Here is a 20,272-nt window from a genome sequence, read left to right as displayed (position 1 = left end):
TTTGCGAGCGCCCTCCAGCACTCCAGTCAGGCTCCCGCCGCAATGTCGGCCGGGAGCCTTTTTCTTCCGCGAGAGATCGCGGAGTTAGCCGCCCAGACCGGCCTGCTCGGCAATGGCCGAGAGCACGCCGCGCACATCCAGCGTGCTGAACGGTTTTTCGAGGATTGGCGGCCGCTGCGGCGCCGGCAGCGCCTCGATCTCGCCTTTCGCGCCGATCAGATCGCCGGTGACAAGCACGAAGCGCCGCGCCAGACCCGGCATTTCGGCGAGTAGCTCGCGATAGGCGGCTATGCCGCTGGTGCCGGGCATGCGCAAATCGGAAAACACGATGTCCGGCGGGACATGGCCGCTCAGCGTCGCGGCGGCCGAGACCCAGGCCGGCACGATCCGCGACTTGATGCCCATCAACTCCAGAATGTCGGACAGCGACGCCGCGACATCCGGCTCATCGTCTATGATCAGCGCGTGACGCAAGCCGCTCGACCGCGACGGACTGTCGCTAGCGGCGGCCGCGCCAGCAGCGATCGCCGGCAGCTGCACGACAAAACGCACACCTCTCGGCGAAACCTCCTCGAACCAGATATTGCCATTGTGCCGCTCGATGATCGATTTCGAGATCGACAGGCCGATGCCGGTACCGACACCGACCGGCTTGGTGGTGAAATAGGATTCGAATATGCGTGAGCGTATCGCTTCCGGCACGCCTGGTCCGTTGTCCTCGACCGAGAATCCGGGATTGCCGCGGTCGCTGCGAAACGTCCGGACCTTGATCCGGCGGTCGCCGGCAACGCCGGCCAAGGCGTGCTGGCTGTTGATGAGGAAGTTGGCGGCCACCTGCGTCACGTGGTCGGCATCTGCCATGGCCAGCAGCGGGCCGCTGGCGAAATCGGTGTCGATGATGATGCCGCTCGACCGTGCGCCATAGGCGGTCACTTCGAGTGCGGCGCGGATCACCTGGTTGAGGTCGGTTTCGGCCTGTGCGGCCGGGTGCAGGCGGACCATCGACAGGAAGCTCTTGACGATACGGCCGCAGCGCTCGGCAGCGGCGCGCACCTTTTCGGCGCGCACCTTGGTCTGCGGATCGGCGGCAAATTCATGCAGCAGCGTCGACTGGGCGACGACCACGGCCAGCGGGTTGTTGAGCTCGTGCGAAACGCCGGCAAGCAGCGAGCCCATCGCCGCCATCTTCTCGTTCTGGTGCAGTTTTTCGCGCTGGCGGTTGATTTCCTCCTCGGCGCGCAATCTGTCGCGCAGGTCGCGGATAGAGCCGAAGATCAGCTGGCGATCGGCGACCCGCATCTCGGTTGCCGTCAGCTCGATCGGAAAAACCTCGCCGGCGGCGTTCTGGGTGACCGTTTCGAGCCGCTGGCCGACCATCGGCGCGCCGCGGCCCGACATATATTCGGCGCCGGACGCATAGCCCTTGCGGTAATATTCCGGCACGACCGTGTCGAGCAGGTCCTTGCCGAGGATATCGCTGCGCCGATAGCCGAACATCTTCTCGGCGGCCGGATTGAATTCGATGATCGAGCCGGTCTCGTCGATGACGATGATGGCGTCGAGCGAGGCCTGCAGCATGGTGCGGCGAATGACGTCGCTGGCATGCGCGTCGGAGGGCGATCGTTCGATGGCATCGCCGATGGCGAGTGCCACCATGTGCAGCGCCGCCTCTTCCTGGTCGGTCCATTCGCGTTCGTTGACGCAGTCGTTGACCGCCAGCGTGCCCCACAAATTGCCGTGCGAAAAGACCGACACCGACAGGAACGACTTGATGTTCTGCTTTTCGAAATCGGTCCGCAGAAAGCCTTCGAGATCGCGTGTGTGCCCGGCGAATATCTTGCCTTGGCGCTCGTCCTCCGCCAGCCGTTCCAGCAATGGGTCCGAATCGACGACCGACTGCACGATGACGGTAGGCGATGCCAGTTCGCCGCCAAACCGGGGGGCGATCCAATAAGCGGCGACCGACTGGGCGAAACCCTGGCCGGGCAGTTCGCGCAGGCGAAACAGGATGCCGCGGTGACAATCCATGGCTTCGCAAAGCGTCTGGAGGATACCTTCCATCTCGCGCTGCCAATCGCCGGCTTCGCGCAGCCGGCGAACCACATGCACGGCCACCATCGCCGCGCCCTGCCTGGCGCCCTGCGTGTCCGCGCGTGCTGTTTCAGCCGTCATGGTCATTTCCTGGCCTTGGCTTGCTCAAGCCGCCAGGCCTCAGTTATTTTCACCGGCCGGCAGCGAGAAGATATAGCCTTCGCCGCGCACCGTGCGCAGGAATTTCGGGTTGGCCGGGTCCGCTTCGATCTTCTTTCTCAGCCGCATGATGCGGATGTCGACCGCGCGGGACGATTCCGGATCCTCGACGAAACCGATCGCCTCGGAGATCGCTGCCCGCGTCAACAGCCGGTTGGCGCGCGTCAGGAACACCTCCAGGACGTCGAACTCGCTCTTGGCCATGTCGATGACCGCACCGTTGGCGCCGGTGACGAGCCTGCCGTCGAGATCGGCGTGAAAGGGTCCGAAGCTCACGGACCGGCGGCCGCCGGATGTCTCAGCCTTGGCCTTTTGTGGCTCGGTCGGCTCAGGAACGCGACGCAGCACGCTGCGCACCCTGGCCAGCACTTCGCGCAATTCGTAAGGCTTGACGATGTAATCGTCAGCGCCGAGCTCCAGTCCGACGATGCGGTCGAGCGCGGTACCGGCGGCCGTCGCATAGATGATGCCGATCGGCATTTTCGACCGCATCCAGCGGCCGAGCGACAGGCCGTCCTCGCCCGGCATGGCGATGTCGAGAATGGCCAGATGGAAGGACTGGGTTTCCAAAAGGTCGCGCGCCGCCGCCGCACTTTCGGCCGTGGCCACATCATAGCCGCTGGCGCCGAGATACTCGGCGACCGCATCCCTCAGATCGGGCTCGTCCTCGACGATGACAATTCGTGCCCGCACGATGCTTTCGCTCCCGCTTTCAGTGGAAAGTAGATTGGGTATAAACATGATGTCCAGCACTCTTCTTGGGTTGCCGTATGCGGGGTAGAAAAACATGGCTGCACGATCCGTTATCGCGCTTGTTTCCGTCGCTGAAGTAATTGCGACCGATCTCGCCGATCATCTCGAGCGGCGCGGTCATGACGTCCGCGCGGCGCGACAGCCGTGGGAGGCCGAATCGCTGCTTTCGGAAAAGGGTATCGATGTCGTGGTTGTCGGCGACAGCGTCAGCCAGGCGGAGGGGCGCGACCTGCTCAGGCGACATGGCGGCGAAGGTGGACCGGATTTCATCCTGATCTGCCGCCCGGCCGATCTGGTCGACAAGGTTCTGGCGCTCGAACTCGGCGCCGCCGACGTCGTCGAAAGCCCGCTCAATGTCAGGGAGCTTGCCGCTCGCGTCGGCGGCCTTCTGGCTCGGCGCGGCAGGAGCGCCGGGGAACTGATCGTGCTGGAGAACGCGACCGTCGATCTCCGATCGGCCATCGTCATGCACCGCTCGGGCACGGAAGAACAGCTGTCCCCCGGGCAGGTGGCGCTGCTCAGGCTGTTCCTGGCCAGCCCGCGCAAGGTGCTGACGCGGGACGACATCATCGCCGCCGCGCCCGCCGAAAATGCCGAAGCCTTCGATCGGTCGATCGATTCGCGCATCGTGCGGCTGCGCCGCAAGCTCGATACCGAAACCATCACCACCATACGGGGTGCGGGCTACCGGTTCGATCCGCCGACGCAATTCGCCGATTGAAGGCAGGACGGCCACCCTTTTGTCTTGAGCATCGGATTTTCCCAAAACCGGTTTCCACCTTGGGGTCCGATGCTCTTCAGCGCACCACGAGAAGCGACGGGCCGGACGGCATGTCACTGTTCGTGCTGACCTCGCCGGCATGGGCACGTTCCTTCAGCAGCACGGTGGCGAGGCCGGCAATGCCGAGCAGCCCCTGGACGTAAAGCAGCGCGGAAAGCACCGAAGCGGCGAATTTCGTTTTCATCCTGTTCGTTCCTCAAAATTGGAATTTACGGGCACTTCAGGGGAACCCCCGAAGCGCCCGCGCCGCCAGCGGAGCCCCCCGTTGCGGCGCGGGCCTTCGGTCCTCTCGGCTGCAAGTTGCCGGAGGCGCCGCGCATCCTCAACGGCCCTAAGCCGCCCCCGCCAGAGGGGCTTGAGCCGGTCGACGCGCAGGCTGGAAACTGTCCAGACCAATCCAGACCGTAGCGAAAACAGTGTTGGCTTCCGATCGTTCGTTGACCGCTGTTTTCGTTAGGTCAACTTTGCCTGTTCGCTGTATCCGGATCATGCCGCCGAGGCTGCGCTTTGTTGCAGCTCGGTTTCGGAGTCAGGTGAATTCCTATCAAACGAAAGGCAATCGCGTATTCGTGCCGCGGTTTGGCCGATCCGCCTAGGCAAACACGCCACCGTCATGACGACGTCGTGCAACTGCAAGCTGCTTTGCATGGACCTTTTCTGTTAACCAGGGGAAACAGAATCGAAACACAAACGAGCATCTAGCGAAATCGGCTTGAAACATGACGCCCCGATAAGCCGGTCATCGAATTGAGCCGGTCCCGACCGGCAGAATAGGGGAGACATCATGTACACTGCCATTTCCGCCAAGCTCATCAACATTGCCGCCGCCGTCATCACCGGTACTGCCTTGCTTGTCAGTGCCGGCAACGGCGCAGCCCACGCCGCCGCCAACAAGATCGTCGCGCGGGTATCACTGTCACAGCAGACCATGGAAATCCTGGTCGACGGCCGGCCGACATTCGCCTGGAAGGTCTCGACCGGCGACAGGACGCACGTCACGCCGACCGGTTCGTTCAAGCCGACCCGCATGCATGAAATTTGGTATTCGAAGAAATACGACAACGCCCCGATGCCGCATTCGGTGTTCTTCAGCGGCGGCTACGCCGTACATGCGACAAGCGCCATCAAGCGCCTCGGCCAGCCAGCCTCGCATGGCTGCGTGCGTCTGCATCCGGACAACGCCGCCGATTTCTACCAGCTCGTCGAGGTCTTCGGCCCAGCCAACACCAGCATCGTCATCGTTAAATGAGCGATGCTGCTCTCGTCGCTCTCAAAAAAGGCCGGAAATTAGCGCAGCCTAATCCGGCATTACCGGCATCAGCTTCGGATCCGGCTTTTCGGCGTGATGCGGCAGGTCCTTGCTGGCGATGAAGGTGTAGAACATCGGCACCACGAACAGCGTGAACATGGTTCCGACCAGGATGCCGGTGAAGATCACCAGGCCCATCGAATAGCGTGCCGCGGCACCCGCGCCGCTGGAGATGATCAGCGGCACCACGCCGAGCGCCATCGCCGCCGTCGTCATCAGGATCGGCCGCAGCCGCACCCTGGCCGACGCGATGATCGCATCGCGCCGCCGCATGCCGTGCATTTCACGCTGCTGGTTGGCGAACTCGACCAGAAGGATGCCGTGCTTGGTGATCAGGCCGATCAGCGTGATCAAGCCGACCTGGGTGTAGATGTTGAGCGTGCCGAGCCCGACATTAAGCGGCACGATCGCGCCGAAGATCGACAGCGGCACCGCCATCATGATGATCAGCGGATCGCGGAAACTTTCGAATTGCGCCGCCAGCACCAGATAGATGACGAGCACCGCCGCCGCGAAGGCGATGATGATCGTGTAGCCCTGTTCCTTCTCCTGCCGCGATTGACCGGTATAGTCGATGAAGAAGGTGTCGGGCAGGCTTTGCTTGGCAATGTCCTCGATCGCCTGTAGCCCATCCCCGGTGGTGATGCCGGGCCGCGGCAAGGCAGAGATCGTCGCCGAGTTGAGCTGGTTGAACTGCTCGATGGCGGCCGGCGACGCGTTGGTCGAGATCTTCACCACCGCCGAGAGCGGCACCATCTCGCCCGATACGCTGCGCACGAAATACTCGCCCAGTTTTTCAGGGTTGTCGCGAAAGCTCTGCGGCACCTGCGGGATGATGTCGTAGCTGTTGGATTCGCGGTCGAATTGCGCCACTTCGGCGCCACCGACCAGGAGCGTCAGCGTCCGGCCGATGTCGGCTATCGGCAGGTTGAGCGCGGCGGCGCGGTCGCGGTCGATCGTCACCGTCACTTGCGGCGCGTCGAAGGTCATCGAATTCTGCACGACGATGAAGCGGCCGGAGGCCTGCGCCTTGTTCTTGATGTCTTCGGCCGCCTCGTACACCTGCGAGGCGTCGCCGGTCGAGCGCACGACCATCGTTATCGGCAGGCCGCCGCCGGAGCCGGGCAGCGTCGGCGGCGCGAAGACGAAAGCTTCGACGCCCGCCACCTTGCTCAGGCGGCCCGTAATGTCTTGCTGGATTTCCTTCGAGTTGCGCGTGCGGTCAGCCCAGTCCTTGAACGCAAAGCCGACGAAAGCGCTGTTCGTCTGGCCACCACCGAAGGCGACCGCCGAGAACTGTGCCCGCGTCTCAGGCAGATCCTTGACCAGGCCGAGTATCTGATTGACGTAGGTTTCGGTATAGTCCGACGTCGCGTACCGCGGCGCGGTCACCAGCGAAAGCAGGAAACCCTGGTCCTCTTCCGGCGCCAGTTCGCTCGCGGTCTTGGTGAACATGAAACCGGTCGTGGCGACCAGCGCGAGGACGATCATCAGCGTCACCGGGCGATAGTTCAACGAACCGGTGACGAGCCGCTCATAGATGTGTTCGACGCGCCCGAACGTATTGTCGACAATGCGCTGGAAGCGGCTGTGCGAGCCGGACCTCAGGATACGTGCCGACATCATCGGTGTGATGGTGAGGGCGACGACACCCGAAAGCACCACCGAGCCGGCAAGCGTCACCGCGAATTCGCGAAATAGTGCGCCTGTCAGGCCGCCGGTGAAGGCCAGCGGCGCGAACACGGCGGCCAATGTTATCGTCATGGCGACGACGGCGGACGAGATCTCGCGCATGCCGTTGAACGCCGCCTGCATCGGCGACAAGCCGTCTTCCTCCATGTGGCGGTGGATGTTTTCCACCACCACGATGGCATCGTCGACGACAAGTCCGATCGCCAGCACCATGGCCAGCAGCGACAAAAGATTGATCGAATAGCCCACCGAAAACAGCAGGAAACAGACACCGATCAGCGACAGCGGAATGGTCACGATCGGCATCAGCACCGAGCGGAACGAGCCGAGGAAGAGCAGGATAACAACGATGACGATGGCGACCGCCTCGCCGATGGTCTTGAACACCTCCTCGATCGACGCACTGATCTGCTCGGTTGAATCGTAGACGATCTCCATCGTCATGCCGAGCGGCAGCGTCTCCTGGATGGTCGGCACAATCTTGTGGATTGCCGCCGCGGTGGTCAGCGGATTGGCGGCCGGCGTCGGAAAGATAGCGAGAAAGATGCCGGGCTTGCCGTTGAAGCTGACCCTGGTGTCGGTGTTCGCCGCGGCGAGTTCGACGCGGGCCACGTCGCGCAATCTCACCACATTGCCGTCCTTCGACCGGAGTGGAAGGGCGGCGAAAGCCTCCGGGGTCTGCAGCGTAGAGCGAACGGTGATCGAAGAAACCACATATTCGTTTTCGGTGTCGCCGGGCGCGGAAAGGAAATTCGATTCGTTGATGGCGGCCAGCACTTCCGCCGCGGTCACGCCGCGCGCCGCCAGTTTGATCGGGTCGATCCAGACCCGCATCGAATATTCGGCTGCGCCGAAGATCTGCACGTCGGCGACGCCTTCGACCGTCGAGATACGCGGCCGCACGACGCGCTCGATATATTCGGTGAGCTGTTCCGGCGTCATGTTCGGGTTCTGCATCGAGATGTACATCATCGCGAACTGCTGGCCGGTGCCCTTGACGATCACCGGGTCTTTGGTTTCGTCCGGTAGATCGCCGCGAACGCTCTGAACCTTCGACAAGACTTCGTTCAGCGCGACGTCGGGGTCGGAGCCGAGCTTCATCTGCACTGTCACGGTGCTGGAGGACGGCCGGCTCGACGACGTGACATAATCGATGTTTTCGGTCGAAGCGACGGCACGCGCGATCGGCGCGGAAATGAACCCCTGGATCAGGTCGGCACTGGCGCCGGGATAGGCCGTGGTGATGGTGATGGCCGTTTCTTCAACCTCTGGATACTGCCGGATCGAAAGGTTGAAGATTCCCTGAAAACCCAGAAGCAGGATCATGCAGGCAAGCACGGTCGAAAGGACCGGGCGGCGGATGAAGAGGTCGGAAAAGCTCATTGCTGGGCTGCCTGCTGGTTCCCTGGCTTGCTCGGATCGATCGTGTTGTCGACGGCAACGGACATGCCGTTGGAGAGCCGGTTCTGGCCGGCGGTAACGACTTCGTCGCCGGGCGCGATGCCCTCCAGAATCTCAACCAGGCCGGCGTTGCGGCGGCCGGGCTTGACGAACACCTGGGCGAGCACGAGCTGCGGCTTCTGTTCTTCCGCTGCCGGCTTGGCTTCCTCTGCCGGTTTGGCTGGGGTAGCAGCCGGCTTTTCGTCGGGTTTTGCCGCGGGTGCTTCGGCCGCGGGCTTGGCAGCATCCGCAGCCGGCTTTTCTTCCGGCTTTGCCTCGGGCGCCGCGCCGTTGGCTTCGGCGGATTTGGCCGGGCGCACCACGAAGACGAAGTCGCCGTACAGGCTGGAAGTCAGCGCCGTCTGCGGCAGCGCCAGCACGTCGTTCTCCGCGGGCAGTTCGACGCGCACCTGGACGAACTGGCCGGGCGTCAGCTTGCCTTCGGGATTGCCGACCTCCGCCCTCACGGTCACCAGCCGGCTGGTCGGGTCGATCTTCGGATCGATGCCGCGGATGCTGCCGGTGAACGGCATGTCGCCGCCGCCGACGCCCAACCGCACCGTCTGTCCGATCTTCAGCTGCGGAAGCTGCTGCTCCGGTACGGTGAAATCGACACGCATCGTATCCATGTCCTGCAAGGTCACCACGGCGGTGCCGGGTGTGAGATACTGGCCAAGGTCGATTTTCGGAATACCGACGGTACCCTTGAAAGGGGCCGTCAACTGCTTTTGGTCGAGCACCGCTTGCAGCTTGTTTACCTGCGCGGCGGAGACCGATGCCGCTGCCTGCGCCGTGTCGAGCGTAGCGTCGGTGCCGACCCCGCGCTTCTGCAGCTCAAGAGCGCGCATCAGCGTCGTCTGGTCGGAGGTGGCTTGCGCCTTCGATGCCACGAGGTCGGCTCGCTCGACTTCATCGTCGAGCTGCAGCAGCACGGCGTTGGCGGCGACCTTCTGATTGGCATGGAACAGGATGTCCTTGACGATGCCAGCAGTTTCGACGGTGAGGTCGACGCCGCGTACGGCACTGACAGTGCCGATCGCCTCGATGCCGGGCGTCCAGGACATCGGTTTGACTATGACCGTCGACACGGTCGCGGCCGGCGGCTTCATGGTGGCGAAGAACTGTTTGATCGCATTGTCGCGAAACAGGTTGAAGCCGACGATGCCGCCGCACACCAGCACGAGCAGAATGAAGGCGATGATGAAGCGCTTGATCACGAACAGTCCCTCGGCCACGGCCCAGCATAACGGTCGGATGACCGGAACACATACCTGTGCCTGGTCCCAATTTCAAATGACGGCGATCTTACTGTACCGTCTGGACGGTCTTGTCAATTCCGCCTAAGCTAATGAATGGGGAACGCTTGATGAAGGCCCGCAGAGCAAACTCGCGCGAGAAGATCCTCGCCGCCGCCGCCGCCGTGGCGCGCGAGACGGGTCCTGGCAGCCTGTCGCTGGATGCGGTCGCCAGCCGTGCCGGCGTGTCGAAGGGCGGTCTTCTCTACAATTTCCCGACCAAGGCGAAATTGATGCAGGCGCTGGTGGAGGATTACCTGCGCGCCTTCGAGCAGGCCCTGGAGTCCGCCCGCACGGCCGGCGTCAACGGCGAAAGCCCGCTTGCAACTTACATCAAGCTGTCGGCCGAGCATGCCGAGGAATCGAAACCGTCGGCATCCTGGATATTTTCGGCGATTGCCGAGGATCCCGATTTCCTGACGCCGATAAAATCGTTCAGGCGGCAGCTATTCGAGCGGCTGAAGCAGGAGACGCCGAACCTCAAGGCGCTGCTGGTCTGCTATCTCGCCATCGAAGGGCTGCGCAGCATGAACCTGTTCGATTCGGACATTCTCTCCGCCGAAGAGCGCCGGCTGCTGATATCGACCCTGCTGGACATCGCGGAATAGTCGAACCGCCAATCTGCGGTTCTGAGGCCGATTAATGGCGGCGTTCGTTCACCCGTGTCAAAACACGGGCTGGTACGTCGAAACCACGCCATCCCGCTTTCCGAAAATCGGTTCCGATTTTCGGGCCGATGCGCTAGAGCCTTTCGGGATTGAACCGAGCTGCCTTCAACCCGGAAAGGCTCCCACCGCTGCCCATGCCCCATCTTCCCGAGCATCTTCTCACCGGCTACCGCAGTTTCATGAGCGGTCGCTATCTCACCGAAAGCGGCCGTTATCGCTCGCTGGCGCGGGAGGGCCAGGCACCGGAAACGATGATCGTCGCCTGCTGCGATTCGCGGGCCGCGCCCGAAGCGATCTTCGATGCCGGGCCCGGCGAGCTGTTCGTGCTGCGCAATGTCGGCAATCTGGTGCCGCCCTATGCGCCCGACGATCAGTTCCACTCGACATCGGCGGCGCTCGAATTTGCCGTGCAGAGCCTCAAGGTCAAGAACATCGTGGTGATGGGCCACGGCCGCTGCGGCGGCATCCGCGCGGCACTTGACACCACGGCCGCACCCTTGTCGCCGGGCGATTTCATCGGCAAGTGGATGAGCCTGATCGCGCCCGCGGCCGAGACCGTATCGTCGAGCACCTTCATGACCGCGACCGAGCGCCAGACGGCGTTGGAGCGCATCTCGATCCGCTATTCCATCGCCAATCTGCGTACCTTCCCTTGCGTCTCGATCCTCGAAGGCAAGGGGCGGCTATCGCTGCACGGCGCCTGGTTCGACATCTCGACCGGCGAGCTTTGGGTGATGAACAAGGACACAGGCGATTTCGAGCGACCGGAGACGGAGTAGGAGGTGAGGCATGATGCGAGCTCGGGACGCGTTCGCGGCGGCGGCACTGCTGTGCTCGGCAAATGTCGCCCGTGCCGACGATAGCGCGATCATCGATCGCTGGTATTCGGCACTGCTCGTCGCCGACCGCACCGAATTGTCGGATCTGCTCGCCGACAACGTCCGCATCAAGCTCGACGACCTCGGCGTCGTGCAAAGCAGGCAGGAATTCATCGCCTCGATCGCCGAGTGGCAAGGCGCCGTCGCCGGGGCCGAAATCCGCCATCGGATCAAGAAATCGGAGGGCGGCGTCACCACTGTCATCGCCTGCTATGATTTTCCCAGCAACGACATGCTGATGCAGGAGACCTTTGCGGTCGCCAACGACCAGATCACCGCCAGTTCGCAGGCCGCAATCGCCGAAAACTGCGACGGCTACTGACGAAATTTGGTCTTGAGCTTCTCGGGGGATAGGCGCTGGAATTGCCGGCGTCAATTCGGACCTGTCCACGTCACGTGGTTACGCAGGTGGGAACGCCAATGCGACAAGCCATGCGGTCAATCCACTCACAACGACGGTCGCGCCCTGCAAAAGTGCACTATTATCGGAATTCGAAATCTTATGTGTTGGAGGGCAATGATGGGCAAGCAATTCAATCTTTTCCTGTCGCACAGAGATGAAATCGTTTTCAACCATGCCTTGTCCAAGGGTGTTGAGAATATAGTATTCGTCAAGCCGTCCATCGAAGATGGCGATACCCCCATTTTTTGGGAGCCCATCCGAGAAGAAGAACGGTCTTTTAAAAACAGAAGAGTTCTGATATCGTCAAAGGATTTTTTAAACAACATAGTCCTTGAGCGTGACGCTGAAAATAAATGTTTGCAAGTTAGTTCAAGATTATCTCCGGTAATTGAATATGATATAAATCTGTGGCGCGGCGATGTAATGTTGCCTGGCAGAATGTACTATAATTTAGACTGGGCGGAAGGCGATGTGAGGAAAGCATACGACGCATACTTTAGTCGTGTGTTCAAGCTGTCTAAATCTAACCTAAATAAAATTAGAAATAGTCACGGAAGCGTCATCTATCTCGGAAACGAAATGATGCCTGAATTTTACAACGAGACCATGGATTTTAGATTATTATAGATGGGAATTACCGTTACAGTGCACTTTTTGCTGCACTGCGCGCGAGTGGGCATTCTGGTTCGCATACGAGTCGTGGGCACGCATCGGCGTTAACCAGGCGTGCTGTTGCGCGCAACGGGCCGGCGCCTTACATCGGTGACGATCCGCTTCTCCCGCCCACCCAGCGAAAGTTTGCCCATGCCGTCAACCGTCGACCTCGCCGCCCATCCGCTGACCGCATGGCAAGGGCCGCTCGGCCTGCCCGATTTCACGCGCATCGGCGACGGCGATTTTTCTCCGGTCTTCGACGCGGCCCTGAAGGCGCATGAGGCCGAGATCGAGGCGATTGCCGGCAACACCGGGACGCCGACGATCGAAAACACGCTTGCCTCGCTCGAGCTTGCCGGCGAGGCGCTCGACCATGTCTCCTCGATCTTCTGGTGCCGCGCCGGCGCCCACACCAATGAGGCGATCCAGGCGCTGGAGCGCGACATCTCGCCAAAAATGTCGCGGCATTACTCGGCGATTTCGATGAATGAGCGACTGTTTGCCCGCATCGACGATCTCTATCAGCGCCGCGAGGCTTTGAAGCTCGATGCCGAAACGCTGCGGGTTCTGGAAAAGACCTGGAAAAACTTCGTCCGCTCCGGCGCCAGGCTCGACGCCGAAGGCAAGAAGCGGCTTGCATCGATTAACGAGGAGTTGTCGTCGCTCGGCACCAATTTCGGCCAGAACGTGCTTGCCGACGAGCGCGACTGGGCGTTGTTCCTCGACGAGGCCGACCTGGCCGGCCTGCCGGAATTCCTGAAAAGCTCGATGGCGGAAGCCGCCGAGATGCGCGGCCAGAAGGGCCACTACGCCGTCACTTTGTCGCGTTCGATCTACGAGCCGTTCTCGACCTTCTCAGAACGCCGCGACCTGCGCGAGACAGCGTTCCGCGCCTTCATCATGCGAGGCCAGAATGGCGGCGCTACCGACAACACGGAAGTGGTGCGCGACATGCTGCGCCTGCGCGCCGAGAAGGCGAAGCTGCTCGGCTATCCTTCCTATGCCGCATTGAAGCTCGACGATACCATGGCCAAGACGCCGGAGGCGGTGCACGCGCTGCTCGATCCGGTCTGGGAAAAGGCGGTGGAAAAGGCCGCAAGCGACCAGGCCGAATTGCAGCGGCTGGCGGCCGAGGCCGGCAGCAACGAGAAATTCGCTGCCTGGGACTGGCGCTTCTATCAGGAGAAGCTGCGCGCAGAGAAATTCGCCTTCGACGAGGCCGAGCTGAAGCCGTATCTGCAGCTAGACCGCATCATCGACGCCTGTTTCGACGTGGCAACACGATTGTTCGGCATTTCTTTCGAAGAAAAGAAGGGCATTGCCACCTGGCATCCGGACGCCCGTGTTTTCGTGGTGAAGAATGCCGACGGCAGCGAGCGCGGCCTGTTCCTCGCCGATTATTTCGCGCGACCCTCGAAGCGCTCCGGCGCATGGATGAGCGCGCTGAAATCCGGCTACAAGCTAGGCGATGGCTCCAAGCCGGTCATCTACAACATCATGAATTTCGCCAAGCCGCCGGCCGGCGAGGCAGCCTTGCTGTCGGTCGACGAGGCCAAGACCCTGTTCCACGAATTCGGTCACGCGCTGCACGGCATGCTGACCGACGTTACCTGGCCATCGGTCGCTGGCACCTCGGTCAGCCGCGATTTCGTCGAGCTGCCGTCGCAGCTCTATGAACACTGGCTGACGGTGCCGGCGGTGCTGGAAAAGCATGCGCTGCATATTAAGACCGGCAAGCCGATGCCAAAGGCGCTGGTCGACAAGATGCTGGCGGCACGCACCTTCGGCGCCGGCTTCGCCACCGTCGAGTTCACCGCCTCGGCGTTGGTCGACATGGCCTACCACGCCCGGCCGGATGCACCGGAACAGGCGCTTCGTTTCGAAGCCGAGACGCTCGAAAAGCTCGACATGCCTGACACCATTGCCATGCGTCACCGCACCCCGCATTTCGGCCATATCTTCGCCGGCGATGGCTATTCTGCCGGCTATTACTCCTACATGTGGTCGGAAGTGCTCGACGCCGACGCGTTCGCCGCCTTCGAGGAAACAGGCGATCCCTTCAATCCGGCGCTGGCCGAGCGGCTGCGCAAGAACATCTACGCCGCCGGCGGTTCAAAGGACCCGGAAGAACTCTACACCGCCTTCCGCGGCAAGATGCCTTCCCCGGAAGCGATGATGGCCAAGCGCGGGCTGGTGTGATGCATGCCCGCTCTTGTCACCGTTCTCTTTCCATCCTGATTGATCTCGGCTGTCATGGCGGCGGGTTGCGCACCGCCTGATCCGGTTTCCGCCGGTCCCGTTCGGCCTCGTTGGCTGCGGCCGCGTCGTTGAGGTGACCGCACTTAATGCGGTCTCCATCGTTCGGGCCGAAGGAGCCGCGTTCATGGCGGCGCTACGGGCTGTGCGGGGTTAGGCAACGACAGCTTGCCCGCTATGCTGATCGGCCGCTGCCGCATCCGGACCGCACCTTGCGACGACCGCTACGGAAACTCTCAGTCGCGAAGTGGCAGCCCCGCCAATGGAAGGCGGGGCTGGTAAGTTTGATTGTCTCGGCGAAGGTTTTGCCGAGGCGATTGGCCTAGGCAGGCACAAAGCCAAAATAGGCTTTGTAGGAAGCCCCATCGCCGGAAATCAGGGGCGTTTCCACCTTGAATCCAATCCCGCTGAAGGTAGTATTGTTCGTGCGTGCAGCGAGCAACACCATCTGCTTTGCGGAGATGGTTACTGTCGCGCTCCCGATCCTGTCATCGCCCCAATCGAAGAGATCGCTGATGGCGCCGCCGATCGATGGCATCAAGGATCCCAGGGCCGGGCCGGCTATCGCGGCAATGATAGGTCCTGCCACCGGAATGAGGCCCAAAGCGAGCGTGCCCGCCGTATGGACGCCCATGACGATCTTCTGCACCTCGTCCTTGTATTTGTTGGGGTCGCCAAAATCGTTTTCCATCAGCACCGTGCCGATATTGATGCCGTAAGGCTTGCCTCGATAGATTTCCATAAGGTCGGGTCTTGTATCTCCGGCATCGACGTCGCCATAGACCTGGCTGCGCTTGGTGTCGGCGATCTGCGGCGTTGTCACGCTGACGATGACATAGGGTTCGTCCGCACTCGATCCCTGATCCCAGTCGGTCTCGCCGAAGCAATGGAGGCCGGTATAGTGGACGACGACATCTCGAAGGTCGATCGCGCCGGTGTCGGGCCACCAGTATATGCCGCCGTTTTCAAACAGATTGGCACGGCCACCATCGGCAAATTCGGTCTCGTCGGTCGTGGGATATCCCAGATATGACTGTTCCCAGCCCAGGCTCTCCCACTTCTTGCGGATGTCACCGTACACCACGTTGGCTCCTGTGTTCGGTGTCCAGTAGATCGAGCCGGCATTGGCAAAATGGTTGTAGCGCCCGACGCCGTCGGGAGTTCCGGTTTCGTCGGTGACCGGATAGCCGAGAACCGAGCGCTCCCAGCCCATTGCTGCCCATTTGCCGCGAATTGCCCCCCAAATCGCTTGAGCACCGGTATTCGGTGTCCAGTAGATCGAAGCGGTATTGTTGTTGAAGTGATTGTATCGGCCGACGCCGTCGGGAGTTCCGGTTTCGTCGGTGCAGGGAATGCCCCACGCGAGACCGCCAAGCGCAATCCACTTCCTGTAGATTTCGCCATGGATCTCAAAGGCGTCGTGCATGGCATCGTTGTAACAAATGCATGAGCCGTTCTTGAGATACCAGGCGTTTCCAGTGTCCTTCCTGTCGATCTCGGCGAAGCCGGCGCCTCCAAGGGAGTTGTACTTTTGCTGTATGACAGCTTCGGGCGAGAGGAGCGACCAAGGCCCGATCCTGAGCTGGTCGGAAAGTCTTGTGGCTCCAGCCCGGATGGTGCCGGCACGCACTCTCGAAGTTGCTCTGGCAGTATACGGCATGACCTTTTCCTTCCTGTGAGTGTTGGTATCGGGGGCTTCAGGCCTCCGGCGATCGGTTTTGATCGACGGGCCGAGATTCCCAGACCGCGACTTACGGACGGCTTACAGAGTTCCGAGCTGCGCCAGAGCAATTCCAGGAAAAGTGTGGAGCGGTTTTCCGTCCGGAATTGCGCAAAAATAAAGAGATAGAGCGGTTCGGCGTTTCGGTGAAACGATGAACCGGTCTAGAGAAACGGGCGCACGAGCGAACGCAGCAAAGGCGAGGGCTCGTCATCGCCGGTCGAAGCGAGCGCGCGTTCATAGCGCCGGTAATCCTCGATGGCGCCGGCATGGTCGTTTCTGGAGAGGCTGTCCTGGATGAGCGTGCCATGGAGTTTGGCCGATTCCGGGTAGAAATCGAGCGCACGCCGGCACGCCTGGCGTGCCCGATCTGCGTTGCCTTGGCTCTGCCAGTGTTTGGCGACCCGCACGGCAAGCTCGACCAACCCGTCCCGCACCCGGTCGGCCGCGGCGTTCGACCAGGCGGGCGTCGGGCCATTCGAGAAAAGCGGGCCGACAAAGCCTTCCAGAAGCATCTCCTGCTCCTCGATTGCGCTGTCTCTTTGGCCCGACAGAACGGGTTTCAGCCGGTCTTCCCAATCCTGCAGATCGATCCAGACCTTGTCGGCAGCGAGCCGCAAACGGCCCTCTCTCAGCGTTACGAGCTCGCCTTGCCCGAGCAATTTGCGCAGACGATGCAGCGCCTGCTCCAAGGCCGCTTTGGCCTGGTCGCCGTCGAGGTCGGGCCAGAGCCAATCCTGCAGGGTTTCCACCGAACAGACCTGATCCCTCGACAGGCAGATAATGCGCAATATGTCGAGAGCGCGGGTAGGTTTGGCACCGGGCGCGACCTCGGCACCATCGATCTCGAGGCGGAAGCCTCCCATCAAGTGGATCCTGAGCGGCCAAGGCCACTGGACGGGTCGGCCAGCGGGCGGGACCAGATATCGCGCCCGAACGACGCGGCGGCAGAGATCGACGTCGATCTTTCGCTCCAGCGCATCAGCGACCAGATCGGCCAATAGGTCCGGCAGGTTGAGCAGGATTGCGGAGGGGTTGACCTGGCGCAACACCTCCATGAATTCAGCCAGACGAGTGCCATAGGACGCGCCGCCTTTCCACTTCTGCTCCAGGGCCCGAGCGGCCAGAATGTTGAGTTCGACCCGCTGGCGAGGGCCGCCGCTCAGCCTTTCGACGATCTCCTGGAGTAGCGCAATGGCCTCCGCTGGACGCCGATCGGCCAGCAGGACCTGGTATTTGGTGACGTAATGCGGCCAGCGTTCGATCATCGGCTCATTCGCCCGCTCGATCGCATCCATGAAGGCATCGCAGTCGAGATAAGCCTTGACGAAGTCGCCGTTGCGCGTGTGCATCGCCGCGTGGCAGTCGGCGACTACAGCGACCTGGGTTGTGAACCTGCTGTCCGCGATCTCGCCCAGCCGGGAGACGAGCGCATTGAATTCCGAGAACCTGTTGTGAAGCTTCATCAGCAATTGAAGCTGATAGAGCGCGCTGAACTCGACGCCCCGTAAGGCGTGCTGCTCGCCTATCGCCGTTGCGCGTCGCAACGCATCCTCGGCCGAGGCATAGACAAAACCGCGCCGCGAATAGGGGAAGTAACGGCCGCTGGCCGAGCCAAAGGACACCAGCCACATGCCGAGCACCAGCGGCGGGATATCCGGATGTTCGAGATCGGCGGCAACGCTGTCCACGGCATTGGCAAAAATGTCGCGCTGCCCCGACGAGGTCGCGTAGTCGATGAGCGCTTCGCTTGCCAGCAGGCGCAACTCGACCGAATCCTCGATCGGCAGATGTGTCAGGCGCTGCTGGATATCATTCACGAGGCGCTTCGCGTCATGGGCGTCGAATTCGCCAGGTTCGGCGAAATCGACGGCCCGCAGGATGCCGAGCCTGACCATCATGAGTTCCTCCGGATCCAACTCCGGCAATCCCCTGGCAAGAAGCTGTGAGGCTCGGCGCGTCCAATCCGCCAGCCCCTCATGCGTACGCCAACTGGCGGTCTTGACCACGACCGCCCGCGCGACCGTCAGGCATTGGCCGCGCATGTCGGTGTTCTCGAATGCTTGCCATGCCTTGGAGAAGTGCGGTTCGGCCTTCGCATCGTCCGATGCGAAGGCGACGCCCAGCCAATAATGGACCCACCCGTCCATCTGGTCGGGGGGCAGCCTGTTGCACCATTCGACGAAGCTGGCCCTGCGCCCTTGCGTGAGAACGCCGTTAGCGCACTCCAGAATGAGCTGGCATGCCAGCGGCCAGGCGCCCGCCTGCAACGCCAGCACGATTGCCGCGTCGGTTTTGTCTGCCTCGTGCAGGACCTTTGCTGCCTGCTCGCGCAGCCTGGAACGGTCCGCTTCCGTCACGCGCCGGTCCAGTAGGCCGGCAAGGTATTCGCGCAACAAGTCATGCAGCTGGAAGGCGGCGCCGCCCGGACCGTCGCGCGTGATCAGCAGCTGGCGATGCTGCAGCCGCACCAGCAGGCGAGCAGCCTGCGGCGAGCCCAGGAACGCATCGGCAAGCTCCGTGCTGATCTCCGGCAGAACGTTGAGCCTGATAAGCAGATCCTGGTCCTCCGGCGCGATGTCGCGCAGGAAATAACGTCCGACAATCTCCCGAAGGCCGGCGCCCCCGGCAAGGCCGGTCTGCGAAAGCGGGTAGTACATTCCGGCGTTGGCCAGCAGGAGAAGGCCCACCGCCCAGCCGCGCGCCTCCGAAATGTCGCCGACCTCGGACGGCGATTGCGAGCGGGCGGTGACGAGGTTGCGAGCCTCCCCAGGCGAAAACTCCAGCAGCGTTTGGTTGAGCACCGGCAACTGTCCCGACAGCACGAGGTCGGCGACGTCGCCCTCAGGCAGCATCCGCGATGTGCAGATGCAGCGGACAGTGTTGGGGCGTTCGCGCAACAGGATCGCCAGCGTCCGGCGAAAGCCTGGCGCATCGGCACGATGCAGATCGTCGAGGACCAGGATCGTGCCCGGATCAAGCCGCGAGAAATAGGTGCGGAAGAACAGCCGCGCGAAATCGCCGGAATTGTCGGCATATTCCGGACCAAAGACCGGCATGCCGGCATGCCTGCCGTCGAGCGACAGCGTCAGATAGTGGAAAAGGCGCGCAACGTCCTGGTCCTCGGTGTCGACCCGATACCAGTTGTACGCCGATTCGCCTTGCTTCAGCCCGCCTTGTTCCCGCCCGCCGTGTTCCAGAAAGTCGATCACCGCGGTGGTCTTGCCGTATCCACCAGGCGCCGCCAGCCAGCATGCACCGCTGTCGAGGGCCTGCGAAAGCAGCGCCACTACGCGCGGACGGCTGACAATTCCCACTGGCCGGGGTGCCGAGAGCTTTGCTATCTCGCGCGGCGCGTCCCGGAAGTATTTATCCATTGTGAGGACTCTCGCAGCGCAGTCGCCTCGCCAAAACAGGTAATCGGTTCGCCCGCAACAACAAATCGCCGGCCGGCGTTGTGCTCGCCTGACGTGCCGTTCTCGCCGGCAAGGTCGCGGTTATCCCTTGTGCGACATGATATGCGAAACCCCGACACTCACGTCGGCGGTGTGTCTTGCCATCACTGCGTTCATTCGCATTGCAATCGCCGCATAGCCGTTTCGTTCGTGGTCGGTAACTTCCGAGGGCTTGAAGAGCCAAGGAAGGGGTGCAACCTGCGCGTCGGCGAAATTGGCCGGCAGGTTCGATGGCAAGGCCTTTTTCCCTAAAGGCAGCTCTAGCCCAAGGTCGCTAAATTCCTCCTCGAGACTGGCGTGCAGATGAGAAAGGACCACATAGATCGCCAGCTTTGATCTAGTCCTTTCTGTGTTGTTTTGGTTGTACTCTTGAAGAACCTCATCGAACGATGGCGCTACGTCGCTTTCCGCAGCGGTAGCTCGTGTTGCAACAGCACCGGCCAGGGCAGTCGCTGCCATTCCTGTAAGACCTACAAAATCACGCCTTGTCGTGCTGGTCATGGTGAATTCCCCTCGGTTTTGAAGACGGACCAAGTCTGGCAAGGACGAGGCGCAGTGGCAATAGGCCGCATACGCTACTGGTGTAGAGGGTCTTTACGTCGCCGATGTGAATCCACCCGGCAACGATAGTGCCAAGCCGCCAGCAGGCCTGCAATGCGTTCGCGAGCTTCGTCTGAGAGACGCCGCGAATCCAAGGAGGATTTCCTTGGAATTCATC

15 protein-coding genes are annotated in these 20,272 nt (G+C 61.9%); 7 read left to right on the top strand and 8 right to left on the bottom strand.

Features of this window, described 5'->3' with window-relative positions; translation table 11 throughout:
• Nucleotides 1-84 precede the first annotated feature (84 nt).
• Together NKH30_RS19680 and NKH30_RS19675 are read right to left on the bottom strand one after the other, a co-directional pair.
• Complete coding sequence (locus tag NKH30_RS19680) at nucleotides 85-2,172, bottom strand: PAS domain S-box protein (protein ID WP_352470718.1); 2,088 nt, start codon at nucleotides 2,170-2,172, stop codon at nucleotides 85-87.
• Between the two features lie 39 nt (nucleotides 2,173-2,211).
• Nucleotides 2,212-2,991 carry a response regulator gene (locus NKH30_RS19675; RefSeq protein ID WP_352470719.1) on the bottom strand — a complete coding sequence of 260 codons (780 nt, stop codon included), beginning with the start codon at nucleotides 2,989-2,991 and terminating at the stop codon, nucleotides 2,212-2,214.
• A 46-nt stretch (nucleotides 2,992-3,037) separates the two neighbouring features.
• Between NKH30_RS19675 and NKH30_RS19670 the strand changes: the two genes are divergently transcribed.
• On the top strand, nucleotides 3,038-3,724 hold the full coding sequence (locus tag NKH30_RS19670) for a response regulator transcription factor (protein ID WP_292663715.1): 687 nt from the start codon (nucleotides 3,038-3,040) through the stop codon (nucleotides 3,722-3,724).
• 76 nt (nucleotides 3,725-3,800) lie between these two features.
• Here NKH30_RS19670 and NKH30_RS19665 read toward each other — a convergent pair whose 3' ends face one another.
• Nucleotides 3,801-3,968, bottom strand: a complete 168-nt coding sequence (locus NKH30_RS19665; RefSeq protein ID WP_023721318.1) for a hypothetical protein — start codon at nucleotides 3,966-3,968, stop codon at nucleotides 3,801-3,803.
• A 600-nt stretch (nucleotides 3,969-4,568) separates the two neighbouring features.
• Here NKH30_RS19665 and NKH30_RS19660 point away from each other — a divergent pair.
• The gene (locus NKH30_RS19660; RefSeq protein ID WP_352470721.1) at nucleotides 4,569-5,033 is read left to right on the top strand and encodes a L,D-transpeptidase; all 465 of its coding nucleotides are present in this window, start codon (nucleotides 4,569-4,571) and stop codon (nucleotides 5,031-5,033) included.
• Nucleotides 5,034-5,081: 48 nt separating this feature from the next.
• On the opposite strand, the gene NKH30_RS19655 is transcribed toward NKH30_RS19660, so the two are convergent.
• Nucleotides 5,082-8,168, bottom strand: a complete 3,087-nt coding sequence (locus tag NKH30_RS19655; protein WP_352767473.1) for an efflux RND transporter permease subunit — start codon at nucleotides 8,166-8,168, stop codon at nucleotides 5,082-5,084.
• Nucleotides 8,165-9,442, bottom strand: a complete 1,278-nt coding sequence (locus NKH30_RS19650; RefSeq protein ID WP_502906734.1) for an efflux RND transporter periplasmic adaptor subunit — start codon at nucleotides 9,440-9,442, stop codon at nucleotides 8,165-8,167. The genes NKH30_RS19655 and NKH30_RS19650 overlap by 4 nt, the downstream gene beginning before the upstream one ends.
• Nucleotides 9,443-9,591: 149 nt before the next feature.
• On the opposite strand from NKH30_RS19650, the gene NKH30_RS19645 reads away from it, so the two are divergent.
• The 5 genes from NKH30_RS19645 to NKH30_RS19625 all read left to right on the top strand — a co-directional run bounded on the left by NKH30_RS19645 (nucleotide 9,592) and on the right by NKH30_RS19625 (nucleotide 14,322).
• Entirely contained in the window at nucleotides 9,592-10,128 is a 537-nt protein-coding gene (locus NKH30_RS19645) for a TetR/AcrR family transcriptional regulator (RefSeq protein ID WP_352683701.1), read from the top strand.
• 194 nt (nucleotides 10,129-10,322) lie between these two features.
• Nucleotides 10,323-10,967 carry a carbonic anhydrase gene (locus NKH30_RS19640; protein WP_352480025.1) on the top strand — a complete coding sequence of 215 codons (645 nt, stop codon included), beginning with the start codon at nucleotides 10,323-10,325 and terminating at the stop codon, nucleotides 10,965-10,967.
• Between the two features lie 13 nt (nucleotides 10,968-10,980).
• The gene (locus tag NKH30_RS19635) at nucleotides 10,981-11,388 is read left to right on the top strand and encodes a nuclear transport factor 2 family protein (protein ID WP_352772231.1); all 408 of its coding nucleotides are present in this window, start codon (nucleotides 10,981-10,983) and stop codon (nucleotides 11,386-11,388) included.
• Nucleotides 11,389-11,586: 198 nt separating this feature from the next.
• Nucleotides 11,587-12,096 (top strand): hypothetical protein, encoded by a 510-nt coding sequence (locus NKH30_RS19630; RefSeq protein ID WP_352772172.1) that lies wholly within the window; start codon nucleotides 11,587-11,589, stop codon nucleotides 12,094-12,096.
• 171 nt (nucleotides 12,097-12,267) lie between these two features.
• Complete coding sequence (locus NKH30_RS19625; protein WP_352772234.1) at nucleotides 12,268-14,322, top strand: M3 family metallopeptidase; 2,055 nt, start codon at nucleotides 12,268-12,270, stop codon at nucleotides 14,320-14,322.
• Nucleotides 14,323-14,701: 379 nt separating this feature from the next.
• Here NKH30_RS19625 and NKH30_RS19620 read toward each other — a convergent pair whose 3' ends face one another.
• From NKH30_RS19620 to NKH30_RS19610, 3 genes are all read right to left on the bottom strand, one after another.
• Complete coding sequence (locus tag NKH30_RS19620) at nucleotides 14,702-16,039, bottom strand: LGFP repeat-containing protein (RefSeq protein WP_352814758.1); 1,338 nt, start codon at nucleotides 16,037-16,039, stop codon at nucleotides 14,702-14,704.
• Between the two features lie 224 nt (nucleotides 16,040-16,263).
• Nucleotides 16,264-19,476 (bottom strand): AfsR/SARP family transcriptional regulator, encoded by a 3,213-nt coding sequence (locus NKH30_RS19615; RefSeq protein WP_352996658.1) that lies wholly within the window; start codon nucleotides 19,474-19,476, stop codon nucleotides 16,264-16,266.
• 120 nt (nucleotides 19,477-19,596) lie between these two features.
• Nucleotides 19,597-20,055, bottom strand: coding sequence for a hypothetical protein (locus NKH30_RS19610; RefSeq protein ID WP_352683710.1), 459 nt, complete (start codon nucleotides 20,053-20,055; stop codon nucleotides 19,597-19,599).
• Nucleotides 20,056-20,272 lie beyond the last annotated feature (217 nt).

The sequence above is a fragment of the Mesorhizobium sp. M1273 genome, assembly GCF_040318195.1.
Taxonomy (GTDB): domain Bacteria; phylum Pseudomonadota; class Alphaproteobacteria; order Rhizobiales; family Rhizobiaceae; genus Mesorhizobium.
This window is presented reverse-complemented; position numbering and strand designations above follow the sequence as displayed.